Source organism: Clostridium ihumii AP5 (assembly GCF_000612845.1).
In the GTDB taxonomy this organism is placed as follows: domain Bacteria; phylum Bacillota; class Clostridia; order Clostridiales; family Clostridiaceae; genus Clostridium_J; species Clostridium_J ihumii.
In genome coordinates this window covers 25,663-49,312 of sequence record NZ_CCAT010000064.1, presented here as the reverse complement: position 1 = coordinate 49,312, position 23,650 = coordinate 25,663, and the positions used below count along the sequence as shown (strand labels likewise).

Sequence of the window (23,650 nt, the reverse complement as noted above, 5' to 3'; positions counted from 1 at the left end):
ATATCATGGGTAGTAGTTCAAATTTTGATACAAAATCTGCTGCTAAGGGTATGGCTATATTAAGTATAAGTATGTTTATATCCAAAATTATGTCAATTTTATACCTTCCTTTTTTAAGAGCTATATTAGGTCAAGAAGGTGTAGGAATATATCAAAGTTGTTATGGAATATATGCATATATATATATGATTGCAAATGCAGGACTTCCTGTTGCAATATCAAAAATAATAGCAGAATATGTATCAGTTGGTAATAAAAAGGATGCTGTAAAGGCATTTAAGATATCAAGACTTCTTGCTATATGTATTGGACTAATTTCAACTATAATTTTAATAGTTTTTGCAGGACCAATTACAAAGGTTATGAAAAGTGAACAAGCAAAAATAGCATTAATGGCAATAGCACCTACTATGCTTTTAACAACAGTTTTAAGTTGTTATAAAGGATATTTTCAAGGACTTGGGAATATGATTCCTACAGGTGTATCTCAAGTAATGGAACAAATAGCAAACGTTGTATTTAGTTTATTATTTGCATACTTTCTTATAAAAGTTTCGTTAGAAATTGGTGTAGCTGGTGGTACAGTAGGAACAACTATAGGGGCATTTTTGGCATTAATATATTTTGTTTATTACTATAGAAAAAGAGGTAGCCGAGGATTAGGGACAATTAAAAATAATCCTAATGTGAAAAGAGATAGTAATGAAGAAATATTAAAAAAGATTATAAAGTATGTAATTCCAATAACTATAGCCATTGCTATACAACAACTTGGAAGTATTATTGATATAAAAATGGTTAAACATACGCTTATGGATACACTAAGTTATTCTAAAGCACAAACCAATATACTTTGGGGATTTTATGGACAGTATAACACACTTATTAATGTTCCGTTAGGGCTTGTAAGTTCTATATCTGTTTCTGCTGTTCCAATGATAGCAACTTATGTTGCAGCAAAAGACAGAAAAGCAGTTAAAACCAGTATAAATTCAACTACAAAACTTATGTATTTACTTGCAGTGCCTTCAGCTATGGGACTTGCAGTTCTTAGTAAGCCAATACTAAGAATGCTTAAAATGGATCAAGAAATTTCAACCTTTTTAATATATGGTTCATTTGTATTAGTTATAATGGGTATAGTATATCTTCAAACATCTATACTACAAGGATTAGGAAGAGTAAAAGCTGCAACTATATTTTGTGCAATTGGAATGGTTGTAAAAATAATTATTAATTATTTTGTTGTATCAATGCCAAGTATAAATGTTTATGGTGCTATAATAAGTTCAGCATCATCATTTATTGTCATGTTTATACTTAATCAGTGGCTTATAAATAGAGTTTTAAAAGTAAAAGTAAAAGTAATAGTTGCTATGATAAAACCATTAATTGCATCAATTATAATGGGAGTTGCATGCGGTTATTCTTATATGGGATTAAATAAAATTTTCATGGTTATTTTAGGTGGGTATATAGGTAATGCATTATCATTAGTTATATCAATAATAATAGCTATAATTGTATATGGAATTACCATTTTGGTTCTTGGTGGAATTAATAAAAGAGAACTTAACATACTTCCTAAAAAACTTACAAATTTAATACCAAATAAATTACTTAAGTATATTAGATAAACAAAAAACTATGAAATTTAAATTTCATAGTTTTTTTCGTAAAAAAATTAGTAATAGACATTAGAATTAGTAGATGTTTTTCTTATAGTGAAAATTGAACCGAAAAACAATACGAAACTAATGGCAAATAAAATAATATTTTTAATTAGAAAATTATCATTTGATATTGTTGCATTTAAAATTTTTATAGTAAATATACATATTAAAGAAAGAGCAGTTATAACTAATATTTCATAAAGGTTAATAGATAACTTAACTGTTTTATTTATTTCAATTAGATTAAGTATAAAACCTAGAAGTGATGATACAAATAGACCTATAGCAAATCCATAGATATTAATCTTTGGAATAGCCATTAAAAAATACATAATAACAAGTTCTATAACTGAAGTAAGTATTGAATTTATAAGGATTTTCTTTTGTTTACCAAGGCCATTTAATATTCCATATGTACAACTTGATGCATAAAGAAATGGAACAGAAATTGCCGCAGACTTTATAAATGAACTTAAATCATTTCTTTTATAAAAGAGAAGACCCAAATTGTCAGGAATCATGAAACAAATAATCATTATACTAACACCTAGGATAAAACACATTTTAATTACTTCATTTACTCTTATACCTATACTTTTATAATCTTTTTTTGTAAGACTTTGTGAAATATCAGGAACTAATATTGTAGCCATAGAATTTACTATAACTAGTGGAAAAAATATTATTGTAAGAGCCATACCTGAAAATTTTCCTATTGATTCTAATGCCATATTATAGGTCATACCACTGACTATTAATCTTCTTGGGATTAATAAAGTAGAAGCACTAGTTATTGCTGTTGTTAAAAATCCGTTTACAGCTAGTGGAAATGCCGTTTTAAAAGAATTATATAAAAGTTGAGCCCCATTTTCTGTTTCTTTATCTTTAGATTTTGCTTCAGTAAATTTCTTAGAGCTTCTTTTAAAGAAGATATATAAAAGCACAAAGCTTACAAATTCTCCAATAGTGAATGAGGCATAAGTAGCAGTTACTGTAGTTGTTATATCTTTAAGTAGAAGCAAATCTATAAGACTTAAAGTTATGAATAATCTCAGTGCTTTTTCCACTATATCTATTATTGCAGGAGTATTTACCTCCATTACACCAAAAAAATATCCTTTAAGGATAGATGAAAGTGCAATGAAAATTATAGCAGGACATAATATCCAAAGTGAATAAAGAGTTCTAGGGTCTTTAATAACATATTTAGTTATTAAAGGTGCAGAAATAAACATAATAACAGTAACAAAGATAGACCAAAGTAATAGAAAAGCAAAATTATATCTCACACTTTTATTCATATTTTTGTAAGAGCCTGTCCCATGATAAGATGAAACTTCTTTAGAAATTGCAGCTACTATACCACCACAAACTAGACAACAAAATAAATCATATATAGGCATTATAAGACCATAAAGTCCAACACCTTCAGGACCGAGCTTGTCCGATAGAATAATTGAAAAAATAAATCTAATAATAGCCATTGTAAGATTTGAAATAGTTAAAACAAAAGTATCTCTATAAAAATTATCACTACCCATAAAAAAACCTCCAATATAAAAAATTCCTAAAACTCATATATGTTTATTTCTATATATATTTTAATTAGCAATAAATAAAATACTTATACTTATCAAAAAAATTCATTTAAAAGAGCAAATTGTTCATTTTAAAGCCTATGCTAATAATAGTTAAACTTTAACTCATAATTTTTAAGGAAAGAAAACTAAAACATTAGATTGTTTACATATATAGGAATACAAGTCTAAACTTTAAGTTATTTATGTTTCAGTTGAGAATTCTAATTAATTTAATTGAAAATGGAAAATTGAAAATTGAAAGTGAATGCAAAAATTGGACTTCCAATTTTAAATAATGATTTTTTATTAAATTTACTAAGTAAATTAATTGAAAACAATATAAAAACGTAGTTTTTAAGCATTTTTATTTCTAGATAGTAGGAACGAAGTGAGTAATATATACCATAACTTTTCACTTTTCACTCTTAATTCTTACTTGGTTCCAAATATAAAAACAGAAATAAACTGTAAGCTTAATAATATCATTTGATAAAGATGTTATTTAAAATTCAAACTTGGAACCCTATAGTATTTAATAATTAAAATTATATTGTGTCTTATAATAGTTATGATGTGAGATAGATATTTATTCAAAATGTTAATAAATAAAATAAAAAAATAAATCATATGAAGTTTGCTTATAATTAGATAATTGGTCAATAGAAATTATTTAGATAAAATATATTTATAATTCAATCAAAATGTAGTAATATATAGATATATATTAAATGAATTGATATTCATAAAATGATGGGAGCGATTAATGTGTCTAATAATAATGTGGATTTAGGAAATGATAGTGTAGGAAAACTATTGTTAAAATTAGCGACACCGGCAATTATAGCGCAGATAGTAAATGTTTTATATAACATAGTTGACCGAATTTTTATAGGGAGAATGGCTAATGGAGATTTAGCTATGGCTGGAGTAGGAGTGGCATTTCCTATAATAATGATAATTTCTGCCTTTGCAGCACTTATTGGTATGGGTGGAGCACCACTTGTAGCTATAAAAATGGGTGAGAAAGATAATGATGGGGCAGAGAAAATATTAAGTAATAGTTTTTCTACTCTTATAATTATAGCTATAATTTTAACAGGAGTATTTTTGATTTTTAGTGAGCCTATACTTTGGGCTTTTGGAGCAAGTGAATCTACTATAGGATTTGCAAAAGATTATTTAAATATATATTTAATAGGAACTTTGTTTGTGCAAATTGCTTTAGGCATGAACCCTTTTATAAATACACAGGGATTTGCAAAAACAGGAATGATAACAGTTTTAATTGGAGCTGTTATAAATATAGTGTTAGACCCTATATTTATATTTGGATTTGGTTTAGGGGTTAAAGGAGCAGCAATAGCGACTATAACAGCACAGTTTGTTTCAGCAGCTTGGGTTGTTATATTCTTATTTGGGAAAAAGAGCGTATTAAAAATTAGAAAAAAATATATATTACCAAGTCTAAAAGTTGTAATGCCTATTATGGCATTAGGTATATCACCATTTATAATGCAAGCAACTGAAAGCTTAGTTTTAATATCATTAAACAATAAACTTCAAATGTATGGAGGAGATTTAGCGGTAGGGGCAATGACTATAATGAGTAGTATAATGCAAATTGTAATGTTGCCACTTATGGGGCTTACACAGGGAGCTCAACCTATAATAAGTTATAACTTTGGAGCAAAACAATTAGAAAGGGTTAAGTCTACATTTAAATTACTTTTAAAAAGTTGCATGATATATACAGTATTTATGTGGTGTGGACTTATGTTTTTCCCACAAGTATTTGTAGGTATATTTAATAATAAACCAGAACTTGTTGAAATAACATCATGGAGTATAAAGATATTCTTTGGTGGAATATTCTTGTTTGGTGCGCAAATAGCATGTCAACAAACATTTTTAGCATTAGGACAAGCAAAAGTGTCTTTAATTTTAGCACTTTTAAGAAAAATTGTTTTATTGATTCCACTAATATTTATATTACCTATGTTTATTGAAAATAAATTGCAAGGTGTTTTACTTGCGGAACCAATTGCAGATATAACAGCTGCATTAACAACAATAACATGCTTTTTCATATTCTATAAAAAGACGCTAGGAAATGTTCCAGAGAATTTAGAAGCAAATTAGATAATAAATAAAAAAACTATTGTTTATACAACATAAGCTATATAAACAATAGTTTTTATTAATATTGCTATTTTAAGTTTTCAGGATTTAATACTTTTAATTCATCAAGTACAAATAAACCATCTTTTCTTACTAACACATCATCAAAGTAAATTTCTCCACCACCAAATTCAGGTCTTTGAACATAAACTAAATCCCAGTGAATTGAAGATGTATTTCCATTGAATGCAGTATCATATGCATTTCCAGGAGTAAAGTGGATAGAGCCTGCTATTTTTTCATCAAATAGAGTATCTTTCATACCATTTAAAATATAAGGGTTAACTCCAATTGCAAATTCACCTACATATCTAGCACCTTCATCAGTATTAAATACATCGTTTATTTTTTGAGTATTATTAGCAGTTGCATTTATTATTTTTCCATCTTTAAATTCAAGTTTTATGTTTTCAAAAGTATATCCTTGGTATACAGCAGGAATATTGTATGTTATATATCCGTTAACTGAATCTTTAACAGGTGCAGTATAAACTTCACCGTCAGGAATATTCATTTCTCCAGCACATTTAACAACAGGAATATCCTTAATTGAGAATGTTAAGTCAGTGCCTTCACCTTTTAAGTGAACTTTATCAGTTTTTTCTAAAAGATTAACTAATGGATCCATTGCTTTTGACATTTTTCCGTAGTCAAGATTACATACATTAAAATAGAAATCTTCAAATGATTCAGTGCTCATATCAGCAGCTTGTGCCATAGAATGGTTAGGATATCTTAAAACTACCCATCTAGTTTTTGGAACTCTTATATCCATATGTACAGGCATCATATATTCTTTTGAATATATACCCATTTTTTCACTTGGAACATCTGATAACTCAGTTAAGTTATTACCAGCTCTTATACCAATATATGCATCCATTTCAGCCATTCTTTCAGCATCTATTTTTGCTCTTAATTTCATTTGTTCTTCATTACAACCTGAAAGTAAAGCTCTTTCAACTTCATTATCTTTTATGCTGACAAAAGGATGAGCACCAACATTGTAAGCTTCTTTAACTAATTCATTAACAAGTTGAGTTTGTAGTCCTACACATTCAATAAGAACTTTTTCACCTTGCTTTAATTGACATGAATAATTGATTAAATTTTTTGCTAATGTAGCAATTCTTGGATCTTTCATAAGAAAAGTCCTCCTTCAAAATGATTTTTTAATTATGTATAAATCCTTATGTATAAGTTTACATGAGGATTATTTTACAATAAAAATTTTTCTCAACTTAAACATAATAACAATTAATGTGAAAATAGTAAATAGTTTTTATATTAATTGTTGTTATATTATTATTAAGTTTAATAATAATTTTAATAACTTAAAGTTGTTAAAAATTGAAATAAATGTAATTTAACATGAATAGAAATAGTATATATAAACTGAAATATAAAAGTAGAGGTGAGTTTATGAAAAAAAAATTAGGGTTTATAATGCTTATATCACTTATGATTTTAAGTTTTGTTTTTATAAATATAAATAAAACAGGATATGGTGTTGCAAAAGAAAAAGATAACATTAAAATTAATTTAAAGTTTAAAGGATTAAGTGGTGCAAGAGATTTTGTAGAAGATGAAAAAAACAATTTTTACATAGCATTTAAAAATAAAATTATAATAATTGAGGAAAATGGTAAAAGTTATAAATTGTTTTCAGATAATAATTTAGATATAACTAGCATAGATTATAAAGATGATATTATATATTTTGCATCAAAAGGAAAGATAATGGCATTTAACAATTTAACAAAAGAAACAGAAGAATGTGTAACTGAAATACCTAATGTAGGGGATTATACTGATATGGATATAAAAATAAAAGATAAATATATTTTTATATCCATAGGTGCAGCTACAAATTCAGGTGTTGTAGGAAATGATAATGAGTGGATAAAAGAGTATCCTATGGAGAGAGATCATAGTTCACAAAAGTTAATTTTAAATGGAACTAATTTTGGAGAATATAATACAGGTGCATTTAGAGAAAAGGGAAAAGAGAGTTTTAAAGATCAAATTATAGAAAAAGATGAAATAGGAAATTCTAGTGTTTTAATTTATAACATAGAAAGTAAAGCATATGAAACTTTTGCATGGGGAATAAGAAATATAACTGGCTTTGATTTTTCAAGCAAAGAAAAACTATATGCAATAGTTGGAGGTATGGAAGATAGAGGCGAGAGGCCTGTGAAGAATGATGTGGATTATATTTATGAAATTAATAAAAGTGAATGGTATGGATTCCCTGATTATTCAGGCGGTGACCCTATAAACTCACCTAGGTTCCAAGATGAAGGTGGAAAAACTCAAAATTTTGTTTTGCAAAAACATCCAAGAACAAAAATTGAAGCGCCAGTATATCAACATGATAAAGTAAGTGCTCTAAAAAATATTGCAATTGATAAAGAGGGTAAGTTAGGTGAAAAGGATGATATGTTTTTTTATGATAGTGTAGAAAAAATTATATATAGTAGTGGAGTTCAGAAATCTCCTAAAAAGTTTGTTAGTTTAGGAAATAAGTCAGATATTAAAAGTATTAAGTTTAGTAAAGATGGGCTAAAAATTTTAGAATCTTCACAAGGTAATATATATGAAATAAAGAAAGAAAATGAAGAAATGAATGCACTCAATGTAAATAGATTTTGGGGATATATAGCTACACTTATAATAACAGTTGCTGTAGTTATCATAGTTATTTTTATAAAAAATAAGAATATAAAATGTAAATAGTATTCATTTAAATTGTAATAAAGTTTAAAATTTATACTTAGAAAAAATAATAATATTTAATAAATATGAAGTAAAAGAGTTTATTTGAAATTTCATTATTAGTTTAATTTCAAATAACTCTTTTATGCATATGGAAAAAATTATGTAAATAAAAACTATTATTTGAAAAATCTATTGATTATTATATAATATAAAGTTGTGATAATATATAATAAGCTATTCCAATTAAAAGATAGTAAAGTTCATGATTATAAAATTCTTACATGTTAAGGTGGATAACTAAAGTTATGCCACCTTTTATAATAAGAATATATTTTACCATAAAAAGGAAGGAAAAAAATACCATTCATAGAAATATTATAAGTATATTAGAATATGAGGTGATCATTTATGGAAAATACAGTTTTTATTAATTTGCAAGATCAAATTTTTAGTGGAAATATTTTAGATATTGGAAAAGATAATTATGGTGTTATTTATAATCTCTTTAAATATTTAAATAATGATGGTGACATAAATTATGTTGAAAAAAATGAGAAATGTTCAATAGAATGTGAGCAGTATGACAATTGTGTATTATTTTTTTCATTAAGTACAATGGCTAATGTATTTGAAAGAGAACAAATATTAGAAGAAGCGTATAAATATTTAAAAAGAGATGGAATTTTATATATTTGGGATATTGAAAAGAAAAAGGGGAAAACTTATGAAAAAAATATAAAAGTTTATATGCCAGATAAAAGTTTAAAGAAAATAAACATAAAAGATGGTAATTTATTAAAAATAAGTTCAATAGATAGAACAATATCACTTTTGAGTAAAAAGTTTGAAGTCTTATATTCAAGGGTAGGTAATGAAATATATCATATAACTTGTAGAAAGAGGAGATAAATTAATGAAAGTTTTATTAGTAGGTATTAATGCAAAGTATATACATAGCAATTTAGCTATAAGATACTTAAAAGCATATACAAAAGATTTAAATTATGAATGTGAAAATGTTGAGTTTTCAATCAATGATAATGTTGAGAGAGTAGTTTCTGAAATAATAGCAAAAGAACCTAGTATTCTAGGTTTTTCATGCTATATTTGGAATATTGAATTCATTGAAAGAGTTACAAATCTTATAAAGACTATAGATCCAAGTATTGAGATTTTTTATGGTGGTCCAGAAGTAAGTTATGATAGTGAGGAATTTTTAAAGGATTATGTAGGAGATTATGTTATAGAAGGAGAGGGAGAGAAAACTTATAGAGAGTTTATTGAACTAAAACTAAAACAGAAAGATGGGAAAAATGTTCAATTTGAAAAAGTAGATGGATTATATTTTAGAGATGGATCAGAAATAAAACATGGAAATAAGAGAAAACTAATGGATATGAACGAAATTGTTTTTCCTTATGAAGAAGATGAAAACTTAGAAAATAAGATAGTTTATTATGAAGCTTCTAGGGGGTGTCCATTTAATTGTAAATATTGCTTATCATCAACGTTCCATGGGGTAAGGTTTTTAGAAATAGAAAGAGTAAAAAGAGAACTTAAATACTTTATAGATAAGAAAGTTAGACTTGTAAAATTTGTAGATAGAACATTTAACTGTAATGAAAAGTTTGCCAATGAAATATGGAATTATCTTATTGAGAATGGTAATGAAACTAGATTTCATTTTGAAATTTCAGCGGATCTTTTAAGGGAAGCATCAATAAAAACATTATCAAAAGCAAAAAAAGGATTATTCCAATTTGAAGTGGGAGTTCAAACTACTAATGATGAAATTTTAAGAAATATAAATAGACATGTTAATTTTAGTGAGATAAAGGAGAAGGTAGAAGAACTTAAAAGTTTAAAAAATATAATGCAACATTTAGATTTAATAGCAGGACTTCCAGGTGAAGATTTTAATTCATTCAAAAATTCATTTAATGATGTTTACAATATAGGACCAGATGAATTGCAACTAGGATTTTTAAAACTTTTAAAAGGCTCATCAATGAGGATGGATGCAGATTTTTGGGGCATGAAGTATAGTAAGTATCCACCATATGAAATTTTAAAAACAAAGGATATAAGTTATAAAGAACTTATAATTTTAAAAGAAATTGAGCATATGGTAGATAAATATTTAAATAGCGGAAAATTTAGTAACATAATAAACTATTTTATAAACCATAATATATTTAAAACACCTTTTGATTTTTATGAATCACTAGCAAAGTTTTACAAACAAAAGGGATATTTTGATAGAAATATTTCATCACAAGATTATTACAAGGTATTTTTAGAGTTTAATAATGAGTTTTTAAAAGAGGATAGTTCCTTATTAAAGGACATAATTAAATTCGATTATTTAGTTTATAATAAAAAAAGAGGTCTTCCTACATTTTTAGACAAAAGTGTAGAAAAAAATGTAGAACGTGAAATTAAAAAAATATTATTAGAGGATAATGTTATAGAGAGTTCAAACGATATATATATAGAAACATTTAAATATAATTTAAATGAATATTTCAAATGTGGAAAAATTATGAAAAAAGATACATACATAGGTTTTTATAGCGACAAACCTAAGTGGATAGAACTTGAAGGAATTTGTAACTAAACATTATAATATGTCGAGCAGGAAATAATTTGTTAAAAATTTGTTAAATAATATAATAATTTTCACATAACACTTGTACAATTAGAAAAAATTACTTATAATAAGTGGTAAATAAAAACTCTTTATAAGTATTTTTATATGTTTTATAAGATATTTAATATTATGTAAGATGTGATTTCTAATACTTCTTACATAAATCTTATAATTAACAATAAGAAGGTGGTGATATTTTGGCATTAGAAGCAATTAATAAAGTAAAGCTAGCAGAAGATGAAGCTAGTAAAATTATTGAAAATGCTTTAAATGAAAGCAAGACCTTAGTAAGAGATGCTGAAGCTAAAGCAAAAAGTCAATATACTGAAATTATAGTAGCTGCAAATAGGAAGAGTGAAGAAATAAAAAACAAATTCCTAGAAGAAAGTAAAGAAAAATGTGAACCAATTTTAGCAAATGGTAAAAAAGAAATACAAAGCACACTAAATGTGGAAGCTGATAGGTTCAATGATGCAGTTAAATTAGTAATTGAGAGGATAGTGAATTTCAATGGCAATAGTTAAAATGAAGAAGTTTACTCTTTTAGCCTTTGAATCACAAAAAAAGAAACTTTTACAGAATTTGCAAAGGTTACAAACTGTTCAATTTACTGAATTTAACATTGATGATGAACAGTTTAAAGAGTATTTAAAGCAAGATTCTGCTTATGTTGAAATATCTGAAGTTGAAGAAAAGCAAGCCGAAGTAAAATTTGCTATTGATTTTTTAAGCAAATATGAAAAGAAAAAAGGTATGCTTAAAGAACTAAAAGAAGGAAAAGAAAGTTTAACTTATGAAGATCTTGAAAAAAGAGTACAAAAAATTAATTGGAAGGATGAATATATCCTTTTAAAAGAACTTGAAAAGAAAATTAATAACAAGAGTCAAAGAATAAGTAAACTATCAAGTGATATTGATGAACTAAGCAAGTGGATAAACTTAGATATGCCAATGAATTCAGGGAAAAAATTAAAAAATTCAGTTGCATATTTAGGAAGTGTTCCTCAAAATTTATTAGAAAATTTAAGATTAGATACTGAAGAGGTGTCAGATACAGTATATTTAGAAGTTGTAAGTGAAAATGGTAAAGACTCCAATATATTAGTATTATGTCATAAAGATAACTTTAAAGATGTTGAAACAATATTAAAAAGATATAGTTTTACAAAAGTTGAATATCAGTATGAAGAGACACCACGTGAAGTAATAAAACAATTTGATAGTAAAATACAAGAATTAAAATTAGAATTAAAAGAAATAAATGATGAAATTCAAAATCATGAAAATCATATACAAGAATTTAAAATTGTGTATGAGTATTATGAAAGTGAGCTTCTTAAGCTTAAAAGTTGTGAAAAATTTGGCAAGAGCAAAAATGTAGTAACAATTAATGGATATGTTCCATATGAACAATCAAATGCATTTGAAAATGCTATAAAGGAAGTTGTAGGAAATGACTACTACTTGGAAATAGAAGATGCAGAAGGTGATGAAACACCAATACTTCTTAAAAATGGAAAAATAGCAGAAGCATTTGAGCCAATTACAGAAATGTATAGTTTACCTAAATATGGTGAAGTTGATCCAACAGCATTATTTATGCCATTCTATATTTTATTCTTTGGAATGATGCTATCAGATGCTGGATATGGACTTTTATTAGTTATAGGTACATTAGTTGGATTAAAATTATTTAACCTAGATGATGGAATGAAAAAATCATTTAAAATGTTCTGTGTTTTAGGATTATCTACTACTTTCTGGGGAATAATGTATGGTAGTTATTTTGGAGATGCAATTAAAATACCAGCAGTATGGATGAAGCCAGATCAGGATGTAATGTTACTTATGATAGTTGCAGTAGCATTAGGATTAATTCAAATTTATGTAGGTTTAGGAATAAAAGCATATATGCTTATAAGAGACAAAAAACCATTAGATGCACTATGGGATGTTGGAATTTGGTACGGAGTACTAACAGGCCTTTTAGTTTGGGGCTTAGGTGCTTTTGGTACAATAAACAACCCTACTGTAGTGAATGTTGCTAAATATGTAGCAATAGCTTGTATGGTACTAATTGTATTAACAAATGGTAGACAAGAAAAATCTATTGGTGGAAAATTAGGTCAAGGATTCTATTCTTTATACAACATAACAGGATATGTAGGAGATTTAGTATCATACACAAGATTAGCGGCATTAGGCCTTGCAACAGGATTTATAAGTATGGCTTTCAACATGATGATAGGTATGTTTGGAAACCCTGTAGCAAAAATATTAGCAGGTACTTTAATATTTGTTGTAGGACATTTATTTAACTTATTTATAAATGCACTAGGTGCATATGTACACACTTCAAGACTTCAGTACTTAGAGTATTTTGGTAAGTTCTATGAAGGTGGAGGATCTGCTTTTAGCCCATTAAAATATAGTTCAAAATATGTAAAAATCGTAAAGAAATAAGGAGGAATTTTTTATGACAAGTTTATCACAATTCTTAATAGAAAATGGAGGAATAGTTTTTGCAGCAATGGGTATAGCATTAGCAGCAATACTTCCAGGAATAGGTTCAGCTAGAGGAGTAGGTATGGTTGGAGAAGCGGCAACAGGCTTAATGACTGAAGAACCAGAAAAGTTTGGTAAAGCTCTTATATTAGAATTACTACCAGGTACACAAGGATTATATGGTTTCGTTATAGCACTTATGGTATCATTCCAAGTTGGTGTAGATATGTCACTTGCAAACGGATTATACTTATTTGCAGCATGTTTACCAATAGCTTTTGCAGGATGGAAATCAGCTATATCTCAGGCTAGAACAGCTGCAGCAGCAATCCAAATATTAGCTAAAAAACCAGAGCACAATACAAAAGGTATCATATTAACAGTTATGGTTGAAACTTATGCACTTTTAGGATTCGTTATGTCTCTACTTTTAATCTTAAACGCTAAGTTTTAATTAAAAAAATAAGTTTTTAATTGAGGACGTGATTATAATGTCGAATTTAGATAATTTAACTTCCAAAATTATAGAAGATGCTAGAAATAAAAGCGAAGATATACTTAATGAAGCAAAATTAAAAGAGACTGAAATAATTAATAAAAAGAAAAATGAAGCTGAAAAATTAAGTGAAAGCATTCTAGAGAAAGCTAAAATTGAGGGAAAAAGCCTTTTTGATAGAGGAATCTCTAAAGCTGAATTACAAGTAAGAAATGAAAAGCTTATAGCAAAACAAACTGTTATAAATAGAGCTTTTGATGAAGCTATTAATAAATTAAATGATATGAAAAAAGATGAATTCTTAGCATATGTAAAAAATCAAATTAAATCATTACCTTTAAATGGTGAGCAAGATTTAATAGTAAATGCTAAGGATAAAGAAAAAATAACTGAAGAATTCATAAGTGAATTAAATAGTGAAATTAAAAATGCAACAATTTCTTTAAGTAATGAAGATAGAGATATTAATGGAGGATTTATACTTTCTAAAAATGGAATAGAAATTAACTGTTCATTTGAAGATGTTATAAACTCTTTAAGATACGAATTAGAAAATGAAGTAGCTAATACGTTATTTAATTAATTTTAAGGAGGATAGCCATATGGATAGAATGGACTTTACTCATGCGGTGGCTAGGTTAAGAGTTATTGAAACGAAACTCCTTGATAAAGTAAAAATTGAAAGAATGATTGAAAGCCCTTCATTAGAAGATGCTATAAAAGTTCTTTCAGAAACTCAATATAATGATAGCATATCATTATTAAAAAGAGTTGAAGATTACGAAGCTGCATTAAGCGAGGAGTTAAAAAAATTATACTCTCTTATGTATGAGGTTTCTCCTTACAAATTAATTGTAGATATTATGAGTTTAAAATATGATTATCATAATATTAAAGTTCTAGAAAAGTCTAAAATAATTAATAGTGATTTATCATCACTATTAATTCCATTAGGTACAGTAGATGTCGATGTTTTAAAGACATCTATTGTAACTAATGATTTAAGAAATCTAGAGCCTATAATGAGAGAAGCCATAAAGAAAACCGAAATAGATTTTGAAGAAACTAAGGATTCACAAAATATTGATATAATTTTAGATAAATATCAATATAAGGATATGTTAGAAAAAGCAAAAACTTGTGAAGTTGACTTTATAGAAGGTTATGTAAGAAGAGTTATAGATCTAACAAATATAAAAACTATGCTTAGAGTTAAATCTCAAGACAAAGACATGAAGTTTTTAGAAAAAGTTATAATCGAAGATGGATATATATCTAAAGCTATATTATTAGAAGGACTTAGTGTAAGTTTTGAAACATTTATAAAGAAAGTATCTAAGTATGGATATGATAAAGTTTTAAATTCAGTGCTTGAAGATTTTAATTTAAGCAAAAAATACACTTCAATTGAAGTTCACTCAGATAATTATTTAATGGATTATATAAAAAATGCTAAGAGAGTTAACTTTGGACCAGAACCTATAATAGCTTATACTATGGCAAGAGAAACGGAACTTAAAATAGTAAGAATAATACTTGCAGGAAAACTTAATAAAGTTGATAGCAATATTATAAGAGAAAGGTTGCGTGATATATATGCATAAGATAGGTGTAGTAGGCGACAAGGATTCTGTATTAGCTTTTAAAGCAATCGGTATAGATGTTTTTCCAGTTGTGGAAATAGAAGAAGCTAGAAAAGCAATAGATAAATTAGCAAGAGAAAAATATGCAGTTATATTTGTAACAGAGCAATTAGCACAGCATTTAGAAGAAACTATTGAAAGATATACAAGAGAAATGCTTCCTTCAATTATATTAATTCCAAGTAACCAAGGTTCTTTAAATATTGGTAAAAAGAGAATTAGTGATAATGTTGAGAAGGCTGTAGGTGTTAATATCTTATAGAAAGGTAGGTATGTAGCTTGAAGATCGGAAAAATTGTTAAGGTTTCAGGACCCTTAGTAGTTGCTGAGGATATGGATGAAGCTAATATATATGACGTTGTTAAAGTTGGAGAAAGTGGTCTTATAGGTGAAATCATCGAGATGAGAGGCGATAAAGCTTCAATTCAGGTTTATGAAGAAACTTCAGGAATTGGACCAGGAGACCCAGTTATAACTACTGGTGAAACATTAAGTGTTGAACTTGGACCAGGACTTATAGAGTCAATGTTTGACGGAATACAAAGACCACTAGATGCATTTATGGAAGCATCTAAATCTTCATTCCTTACAAAGGGAGTAAGTGTAAAATCATTAAATAGAACTAAAAAATGGGAGTTCAATCCTACTTTAAATGTAGGTGATGAAGTTGAAGCTGGAGATATTATAGGAACAGTTCAAGAAACAGCAGTTGTACTTCATAAAATTATGGTTCCATATGGTATAGAAGGAACTATAAAAGAAATAAAAACTGGTGAATTCACTGTTGAAGAAACAGTATGCATAGTTGAAACTTCTAATGGAGATAAAGAAATACAATTAATGCAAAAATGGCCAGTAAGAAAAGGAAGACCATTTGCACAAAAATTAAACCCAGTTGAACCAATGACAACAGGACAAAGAGTTATAGATACATTTTTCCCAGTTGCAAAGGGTGGAGCAGCAGCTGTTCCAGGTCCATTCGGAGCTGGTAAAACAGTAGTTCAACACCAAATAGCAAAATGGGGAGATGCTGAAATAGTTGTTTATGTTGGATGTGGAGAGCGTGGAAACGAGATGACAGACGTTCTTAATGAGTTCCCAGAGCTTAAAGACCCTAAAACAGGTGAAAGCTTAATGAAAAGAACAGTTCTTATAGCAAATACATCTAACATGCCAGTTGCAGCTAGAGAAGCTTGTATATATACTGGAATAACAATTGCAGAATATTTTAGAGATATGGGATACTCTGTATCAATAATGGCTGACTCTACTTCACGTTGGGCAGAAGCATTAAGAGAAATGTCAGGAAGACTTGAAGAGATGCCAGGAGACGAAGGTTATCCAGCATACTTAGGATCAAGACTTGCTGATTACTATGAAAGAGCTGGTAAAGTTATAGCACTTGGAAAAGATGGAAGACAAGGAGCTGTAACAGCAATTGGAGCGGTTTCACCTCCAGGGGGAGACTTATCAGAGCCAGTAACACAAGGTACACTTAGAATAGTTAAAGTTTTCTGGGGACTTGATGCACAACTTGCATATCAAAGACACTTCCCAGCAATTAACTGGTTAAATTCATATTCACTATACCTAGATAAAATAGGAAGTTGGATGGATAAGACAGTAGCAGATGATTGGTCAGAACTTAGAACAGAAGCTATGGTTCTTTTACAAGAAGAATCAAGTCTTCAAGAAATAGTAAGACTTATCGGTATGGATGCATTATCTGAAAAAGATAGATTAAAATTAGAAGTATCTAAATCTATAAGAGAAGACTATTTACAACAAAATGGTTTCCATGAGATAGACACTTATACATCACTTGATAAACAATATAAAATGTTAAAATTAGTTATAGCATTTAAAGAACAAGCTGAAAAAGCATTAGAAGCAGGAGTTTATTTAGATAAAATCTTAAAAATGCAAGTAAGAGATAAAATTGCTAGAAGTAAGTATATACCAGAGAATGAAATAGATAAAATAGATGAAATTGGTGTAGAACTAGTTAAAGAAGTAGATAAACTAATCGTTGAAGGAGGTGTCCTAAATGCTTAAAGAATACAGAACAGTTACAGAAGTTGTAGGACCCTTAATGGTTGTAGAGGGCGTTGAAGGAGTAAAATTTGACGAACTAGTTGAAATAGAATTACAAACAGGTGAAAAAAGAAGAGGTAAAGTTCTTGAGGTAAATGGCAGCAATGCAATGGTTCAGTTATTTGAAGGATCATCAGGAATAAACTTAAAAGGAACTAAAGTTAAGTTCTTAGGAAGACCACTTGAAATTGGTGTATCAGAAGATATGTTAGGAAGAGTATTTGACGGTATGGGAAGACCAAAAGATAACGGTCCAAATATAATTCCAGACAAAAGACTTGATATAAATGGAGAAGCTATAAATCCAGTAGCTAGAAACTATCCATCAGAGTTTATACAAACAGGTATATCTGCAATAGATGGACTTAATACTCTAGTTAGAGGACAAAAACTTCCTGTTTTCTCAGGATCAGGACTTCCACATGCTGAACTTGCAGCTCAAATTGCAAGACAAGCGAAGGTTTTAAACTCAGATTCAAAATTTGCCGTTGTTTTTGCAGCAATAGGTATAACATTTGAAGAAGCTGAATTCTTCGTTGAAGAATTTACAAAAACAGGAGCTATAGACAGATCAGTTCTATTTATGAACTTAGCATCTGACCCAGCTATCGAAAGAATAGCTACACCAAGAATGGCTCTTACAACTGCAGAATATTTAGCGTATGAAAGAGGAATGCACGTACTTGTTATTATGACTGATATAACAAACTATGCAGAAGCATTACGTGAAGTTTCAGCAGCTAGAAAAGAAGTTCCAGGAAGAAGAGGATATCCAGGATACTTATATACTGACCTTTCAACATTATATGAAAGAGCAGGAAGAATAAAAGGTAAAGAAGGTTCAATAACACAAATACCAATACTTACAATGCCTGAGGATGATAAGACTCACCCAATTCCTGACCTTACAGGATATATAACTGAGGGACAGATAATATTATCAAGAGAATTATACAAAAAAGGTATAATGCCTCCAATAGATGTTCTTCCTTCATTATCAAGACTTAAAGATAAGGGGATAGGTAAAGGTAAAACTAGAGAAGATCATGCTGATACAATGAACCAATTATTCTCAGCTTATGCACAAGGTAAACAAGCAAAAGAACTTGCTTCAATATTAGGAGAGTCAGCTCTTTCTGATACAGATAAAAAGTTTGCTAAATTTGCTGAAGCATTTGAAAAAGAATATGTATCACAAGGATTTGATGCTAATAGACCAATAGAAGATACATTAAAATTAGGTTGGGATTTATTAACTATACTACCTAGAACGGAGCTTAAGAGAATCAGGGACGAATATTTAGAGAAGTATTTACCTCTAAGAGAGGATGATTAAATATGGCAAGACTAAATGTTAATCCAACTAGAATGGAGCTTAGTAAGTTAAAAAAGAGACTTACTACAGCAACAAGAGGTCATAAACTTTTAAAAGATAAGCAAGATGAGCTTATGAGAAGATTTATAGATCTTGTTAAGTATAATAATAAATTAAGAGCAGAAGTTGAAGATAGTTTACAGAATGTATTTAAAAACTTTTTTATGGCAAGTGCAGCTATGGAACCAGAGGTTTTGGAAACAGCGCTTGCATGTCCAAAAGAAAGTATATCTGTTAATGTATCTACTAAAAATGTAATGAGTGTTAATGTTCCAATGATGGAATTTATAAGAAAATTAGAAGGCGATAATGGAAGTATATATCCATATGGATTTGCTTCCACTACTATGGAGCTTGATGAATCCTTAGAAGATTTATACTCAATATTACCAAAGCTTCTTGAGCTTGCAGAGGTTGAAAAATCAACTCAGCTTATGGCAGATGAAATTGAAAAGACAAGAAGAAGAGTTAATGCTTTAGAGTATATGACAATTCCTCAATTACAAGAAACAATCAAGTACATAAAAATGAAACTTGATGAAAATGAAAGAGGAGCCTTAACAAGACTTATGAAAGTTAAGAGCATGATGGAAGAACAGAAAGCTAAAGCCGCTAATAATTAGAAATAGAGATAGATCTAAGTTGAAAAAACTTAGATCTATTTTTTATAGAATAATATAGGGTTCCAAGTTCATATTTTATTTTATACAATTATTAATTGATAATATTAGTTTTAAATTTTATTCTTAGTTTTTAGAAGCAATTGACAATTGAAAATTGTCAATTTTTTTGAAATATAGATTAAAACTTAAAATTAAAATTCTCAACTGAAACATGAATAACTTAAAGGTTCAACTTGGATTCCTATATAAATAATTTAAATTTTAACATATATATAATAGAGAAATAATGTATTGTGAATATAATAAATATTATAGCTTTGAGAAAAGAGTGATGTTAGATGAAAAAAAAGATAATATTTATTGTATTATTAATAATTGTATTACTCTGTTTTTCTTTAGTTCAATACTTTTCTAGTGTAAATTTTAGTATAGGTAATGATAAGTGGCTTATAACTAATCATAATTATATTGAAACAGATGATACTTCTCAAAATATTTATGTAATATATAAAGAAGATAATTTAATTAAGTTTGAAAAACATAATGTTGAAGATAATGAAAGTATACAAATTACTATACCTATTGGAAAAGAGTTTAAAATATCATTACCTGCGAATTCAATGGTATCCTATAAATGGAGAATAGATAGTGAAATAAATGAACAGATAATATCTTATTTAGGTGATGATTATATAACTCCAACTAAAAATAAATTAGGAATAAGAAATGGAGCGAGAGAACTAATAAGAAGACAGAATTTAAATTTATATTCTAAAGGTGTGGGAAGTACGACAATAGATTTAAAATTTATTTATAATGAGGAAGAAAAAGCCGGAAGAAACAATAAAGTTATTATAAACGTTATAGATGAAAGTAATATAAAGAAATGATGAAAAAAATTCTTGTTTGTTATATAATATATAGGAAATAAACTTAAAATACGTTGTAATAGAATTTAAACTATCAAGAAGAAAAGTTTTGGAAGGAGATATTTATGGCAATAAGAGAAATTTTACAATACGGTGATGACATATTAAATACTGTATGTGAAGATATAACAGAAATAAACGATGAGGTACTTGAGTTAGTGCAAGATTTAAAAGATACATTGTATAGTTGTGATGGAGTAGGACTTGCTGCACCACAAATAGGTGTTTTAAAAAAGGCTATATTAATAGACCTTAGGGATGGTTCCGATGCAATAGTGCTTTTAAATCCTAAGATTGTTAAAAGTTCTGGAAGTAAAAAAGACTTTGAAGGTTGTTTAAGCTATGTTATGCATGAAGGTGAAGTAGTTAGACCTACTAAAGTTGTTGTAGAAGGAATGACAGTAGAAGGAAAAAAAGTAATGTATGAAGCTAAAGGATTTTTAGCAAGAGCTTTTTGCCATGAAATAGATCATTTATCAGGTATAATGTATATGTCAAAAGCTGAAGTTATGTATGAATTAGTTGAAGAAGAAGAATAAAATATATACTCTGTGATAAATAATTATAACTTAAAAGAAGAAATTCTTAGAGTTATGATTATTTTTTTTGTGAAATTTCAAACAAAGTATGAACAAAAAGTTAACAAATTAAACAAATTTTAATTTATAATATAATGAAAATATTGGTTAAAAAACTAAATTTTCTGATATAATTGATAGTAAGTTTAAAGGTTATTAAGAAAATATCTGTTTAATATCTGTTTATATGTAAAGAAAATGAAATAAATAATTTTCAAAGTCCATAAAAATTAACTCAAAATATAAATTTATGTAGAGGTGTATTTATGGCTATAAGAAGTAATGAGATGAAGCTTGAAATTAAAAAATTTCAAAATGTAAAGACTTGGATAGAAGATAAAGTTGATGATTTAACTATAAAAAATGAAGAATGTAAAGAAAGAATTTCAAATTTGAAAAAAGCAAGTGGAGGCACATACAGTACAGATTTAATTTTATGTGAGCAAAGGTTTAAATTTATTTCTAGAAACTTACATGAATTTAACGAATCAAAAAATATTCCTTATTTTTCAAGAATAGATTTTAAAGAAAAATATAATGAAAAGGAAAGTTTTTATATTGGAAAATTTGGATTAAATGATGACTTGAAAAATGAAGAGGTAATAATAGATTGGAGAGCACCTTTAGCCAATTTATATTACAGTGGGACATATGGAAAGTGCTCATACAATTCACCAGCAGGTAAAGTAGAAGGTGAATTAGAGTTGAAAAGGAAGTTTTTAATTAGAGATGGAGCGCTAGTTGATGCCTTTGATGAAGGAATAAATGAGATAATATTGAAATCAAATGCAGAAGGCGATGAATTAGTAGATGAATTTTTAAAAGTTACACTAAATCAAAATGTAAGTAGTAAACTTAAGGATGTAGTGGCAACAATCCAAAGAGAACAAAATGAAATAATAAGAGCATATAAAAATAGACCTATAATTATACAGGGGTCAGCTGGTTCAGGAAAAACAACTGTAGCACTTCATAGGTTAGCATATTTAGTTTATCAGTATGAAGAAGAAGTAAAAGATAAAGATATATTAGTAGTAGCACCAAATAAAATTTTCTTAGATTATATTTCAGAGATATTACCTAATTTAGGAGTTTACAATATAAAACAAAATACTTTTGATGGTATATGTAAAGAATTTATAGGTTATAAAGGTAAGATTTTAAATAAAGATGAAAAACTTGCATATTTAATAGAAGAAGTAAATGAGGAAGAATGTAAATATATAAAAGCTATTAGTAAAATTAAAGGTTCTCTTACTTATAAAACATTGATAGACAAATATGTAATGTATTTAGAAAAACAAGATATAAATTTAGATGATATAAAGGTAGGAAAATATATATTATACTCTCAAAATGAAATAAAAAGATTATACGTGAGGGATTTAATACATTTGCCAATAAAGAAAAGAAAAGAAGAAATAGAAAGATATTTTAAGAAACAATTGCATAATAGAATAGATAAACTTAAAGATGAAATAGAAAAAGATTACTTTTTTATGATAAAAGATATAAAAAGTTTAGAAATTGATGAACTTGAAAAAAGAAAAAAAATTATAGAACTTTATGATGAAAGAGATAGAGAAATTTCTATGCTTAAAAGAAATTCATCAGAAGTATTAAAAGAATTTTTCAAACAATGGAAAAGTAGAAATGTTATTGAACTATATAATGAATTATATTCAAGTAAAGAATTTTTTAATAATATAACTAATAATAAGTTGCCTTCTAAAATAGTAAATTATATTGTGGAAAGTAGTAAAAATAATATAGAAAATAAGGTTATTGATAGTGAAGATTTATGTCATATACTATATTTGAAGATGAAAATTGAAGGAATAGATAAGAATTTTATTCATATAATAGTAGATGAAGCACAAGATTATAGTATGTTTGAGATGCATATAATAAAACTTTTAAGCACTCAAAATTCAGTAACAATTGTTGGAGATTTAGGACAAGGAATTTACAATTATAAGGGAATTGACAATTGGAAAAAAGTTATAAGTTCAGTATATAATGATGATACAATATATATAAATTTAACACAAAGTTATAGATCAACAGTAGAAATTATAGATTTTGCAAATGAGGTATTAAAAGAGCAAAAGTTAGATATAATACCGGCTAAACCCGTTTTAAGACATGGAGATAAACCTAAAATATTAAAGTTTAAATCTAATGAAGATTTTATAAGAAAAGTTGAAGAGATAATAAATGAAATAGATGTTGAAAATAAAACAACAATAGCTATAATATGCAAAACACTAAGCGAATGTAAAGAAATTTTTAAATATGCAAAAAAAATGAATAAACAATGGGAATGCATAAGTAATAGTACTTCTAAAATTAAAGGTAAAAGAATAATAATACCTAGTTATATGACTAAAGGATTAGAGTTTGATACTACTATAATATATAATTGTAGCGAAAATAATTATAATATAACAAGTGAATTAGATAAAAAAATACTTTATGTTAACTTAACAAGAGCATTGCATAAAGAATTTATTTTTTTCAATGGAGAATTATCTAAAATGTTAACTTCTTAATAATAACTATTACTTGAAAAGAAATATTTGATATGATAATATATATTTAGTGA

The 23,650-nt window shown here is 27.4% G+C and carries 19 protein-coding genes; 17 read left to right on the top strand and 2 right to left on the bottom strand.

Features of this window, described 5'->3' with window-relative positions; all coding sequences use genetic code 11:
- Positions 1-5: 5 nt before the first annotated feature.
- On the top strand, positions 6-1,637 hold the full coding sequence (locus tag BN346_RS13005) for a putative polysaccharide biosynthesis protein (protein WP_040329176.1): 1,632 nt from the start codon (positions 6-8) through the stop codon (positions 1,635-1,637).
- 47 nt (positions 1,638-1,684) lie between these two features.
- On the opposite strand, the gene spoVB is transcribed toward BN346_RS13005, so the two are convergent.
- Positions 1,685-3,214, bottom strand: a complete 1,530-nt coding sequence (gene spoVB / locus BN346_RS13000; protein ID WP_040329175.1) for a stage V sporulation protein B — start codon at positions 3,212-3,214, stop codon at positions 1,685-1,687.
- 804 nt (positions 3,215-4,018) lie between these two features.
- Here spoVB and BN346_RS12995 point away from each other — a divergent pair.
- Positions 4,019-5,392, top strand: coding sequence for an MATE family efflux transporter (locus BN346_RS12995; protein ID WP_242838432.1), 1,374 nt, complete (start codon positions 4,019-4,021; stop codon positions 5,390-5,392).
- Positions 5,393-5,459: 67 nt separating this feature from the next.
- Here BN346_RS12995 and BN346_RS12990 read toward each other — a convergent pair whose 3' ends face one another.
- Positions 5,460-6,575 carry an aminopeptidase gene (locus BN346_RS12990; protein ID WP_040329174.1) on the bottom strand — a complete coding sequence of 372 codons (1,116 nt, stop codon included), beginning with the start codon at positions 6,573-6,575 and terminating at the stop codon, positions 5,460-5,462.
- Positions 6,576-6,853: 278 nt separating this feature from the next.
- On the opposite strand from BN346_RS12990, the gene BN346_RS12985 reads away from it, so the two are divergent.
- The 15 genes from BN346_RS12985 to helD all read left to right on the top strand — a co-directional run bounded on the left by BN346_RS12985 (position 6,854) and on the right by helD (position 23,597).
- Positions 6,854-8,170 carry a PQQ-dependent sugar dehydrogenase family protein gene (locus BN346_RS12985; protein ID WP_040329173.1) on the top strand — a complete coding sequence of 439 codons (1,317 nt, stop codon included), beginning with the start codon at positions 6,854-6,856 and terminating at the stop codon, positions 8,168-8,170.
- A gap of 390 nt (positions 8,171-8,560) precedes the next feature.
- Entirely contained in the window at positions 8,561-9,061 is a 501-nt protein-coding gene (locus BN346_RS12980; protein WP_040329172.1) for a hypothetical protein, read from the top strand.
- Positions 9,062-9,065: 4 nt separating this feature from the next.
- Positions 9,066-10,769: a B12-binding domain-containing radical SAM protein gene (locus tag BN346_RS12975; protein ID WP_040329171.1), complete on the top strand. Its 1,704-nt coding sequence runs from the start codon at positions 9,066-9,068 to the stop codon at positions 10,767-10,769.
- Positions 10,770-10,999: 230 nt separating this feature from the next.
- Entirely contained in the window at positions 11,000-11,326 is a 327-nt protein-coding gene (locus BN346_RS12970; RefSeq protein WP_040329169.1) for a hypothetical protein, read from the top strand.
- A complete protein-coding gene (locus BN346_RS12965) occupies positions 11,313-13,265 on the top strand; it encodes a V-type ATP synthase subunit I (RefSeq protein WP_040329167.1) in 1,953 nt (650 codons plus the stop codon). The genes BN346_RS12970 and BN346_RS12965 overlap by 14 nt, the downstream gene beginning before the upstream one ends.
- Before the next feature lie 13 nt (positions 13,266-13,278).
- Positions 13,279-13,761 carry a V-type ATP synthase subunit K gene (locus tag BN346_RS12960; RefSeq protein ID WP_040329166.1) on the top strand — a complete coding sequence of 161 codons (483 nt, stop codon included), beginning with the start codon at positions 13,279-13,281 and terminating at the stop codon, positions 13,759-13,761.
- Between the two features lie 37 nt (positions 13,762-13,798).
- Positions 13,799-14,386 carry a V-type ATP synthase subunit E gene (locus BN346_RS12955; protein WP_040329164.1) on the top strand — a complete coding sequence of 196 codons (588 nt, stop codon included), beginning with the start codon at positions 13,799-13,801 and terminating at the stop codon, positions 14,384-14,386.
- Positions 14,387-14,405: 19 nt separating this feature from the next.
- A complete protein-coding gene (locus tag BN346_RS12950) occupies positions 14,406-15,407 on the top strand; it encodes a V-type ATP synthase subunit C (protein WP_040329163.1) in 1,002 nt (333 codons plus the stop codon).
- On the top strand, positions 15,400-15,708 hold the full coding sequence (locus BN346_RS12945; RefSeq protein ID WP_101541705.1) for a V-type ATP synthase subunit F: 309 nt from the start codon (positions 15,400-15,402) through the stop codon (positions 15,706-15,708). The genes BN346_RS12950 and BN346_RS12945 overlap by 8 nt, the downstream gene beginning before the upstream one ends.
- A gap of 17 nt (positions 15,709-15,725) precedes the next feature.
- Complete coding sequence (locus BN346_RS12940; RefSeq protein WP_040329159.1) at positions 15,726-17,501, top strand: V-type ATP synthase subunit A; 1,776 nt, start codon at positions 15,726-15,728, stop codon at positions 17,499-17,501.
- Entirely contained in the window at positions 17,494-18,876 is a 1,383-nt protein-coding gene (locus BN346_RS12935) for a V-type ATP synthase subunit B (RefSeq protein ID WP_040329158.1), read from the top strand. Before BN346_RS12940 ends, BN346_RS12935 begins: the two co-directional genes overlap by 8 nt.
- 2 nt (positions 18,877-18,878) lie before the next feature.
- On the top strand, positions 18,879-19,538 hold the full coding sequence (locus BN346_RS12930) for a V-type ATP synthase subunit D (RefSeq protein WP_040329157.1): 660 nt from the start codon (positions 18,879-18,881) through the stop codon (positions 19,536-19,538).
- 338 nt (positions 19,539-19,876) lie between these two features.
- Complete coding sequence (locus BN346_RS12925) at positions 19,877-20,428, top strand: hypothetical protein (RefSeq protein WP_040329156.1); 552 nt, start codon at positions 19,877-19,879, stop codon at positions 20,426-20,428.
- A gap of 104 nt (positions 20,429-20,532) precedes the next feature.
- Entirely contained in the window at positions 20,533-21,006 is a 474-nt protein-coding gene (gene def, locus BN346_RS12920) for a peptide deformylase (protein ID WP_040329155.1), read from the top strand.
- Between the two features lie 305 nt (positions 21,007-21,311).
- A complete protein-coding gene (gene helD / locus BN346_RS12915; RefSeq protein WP_040329154.1) occupies positions 21,312-23,597 on the top strand; it encodes an RNA polymerase recycling motor HelD in 2,286 nt (761 codons plus the stop codon).
- Positions 23,598-23,650: the final 53 nt, after the last annotated feature.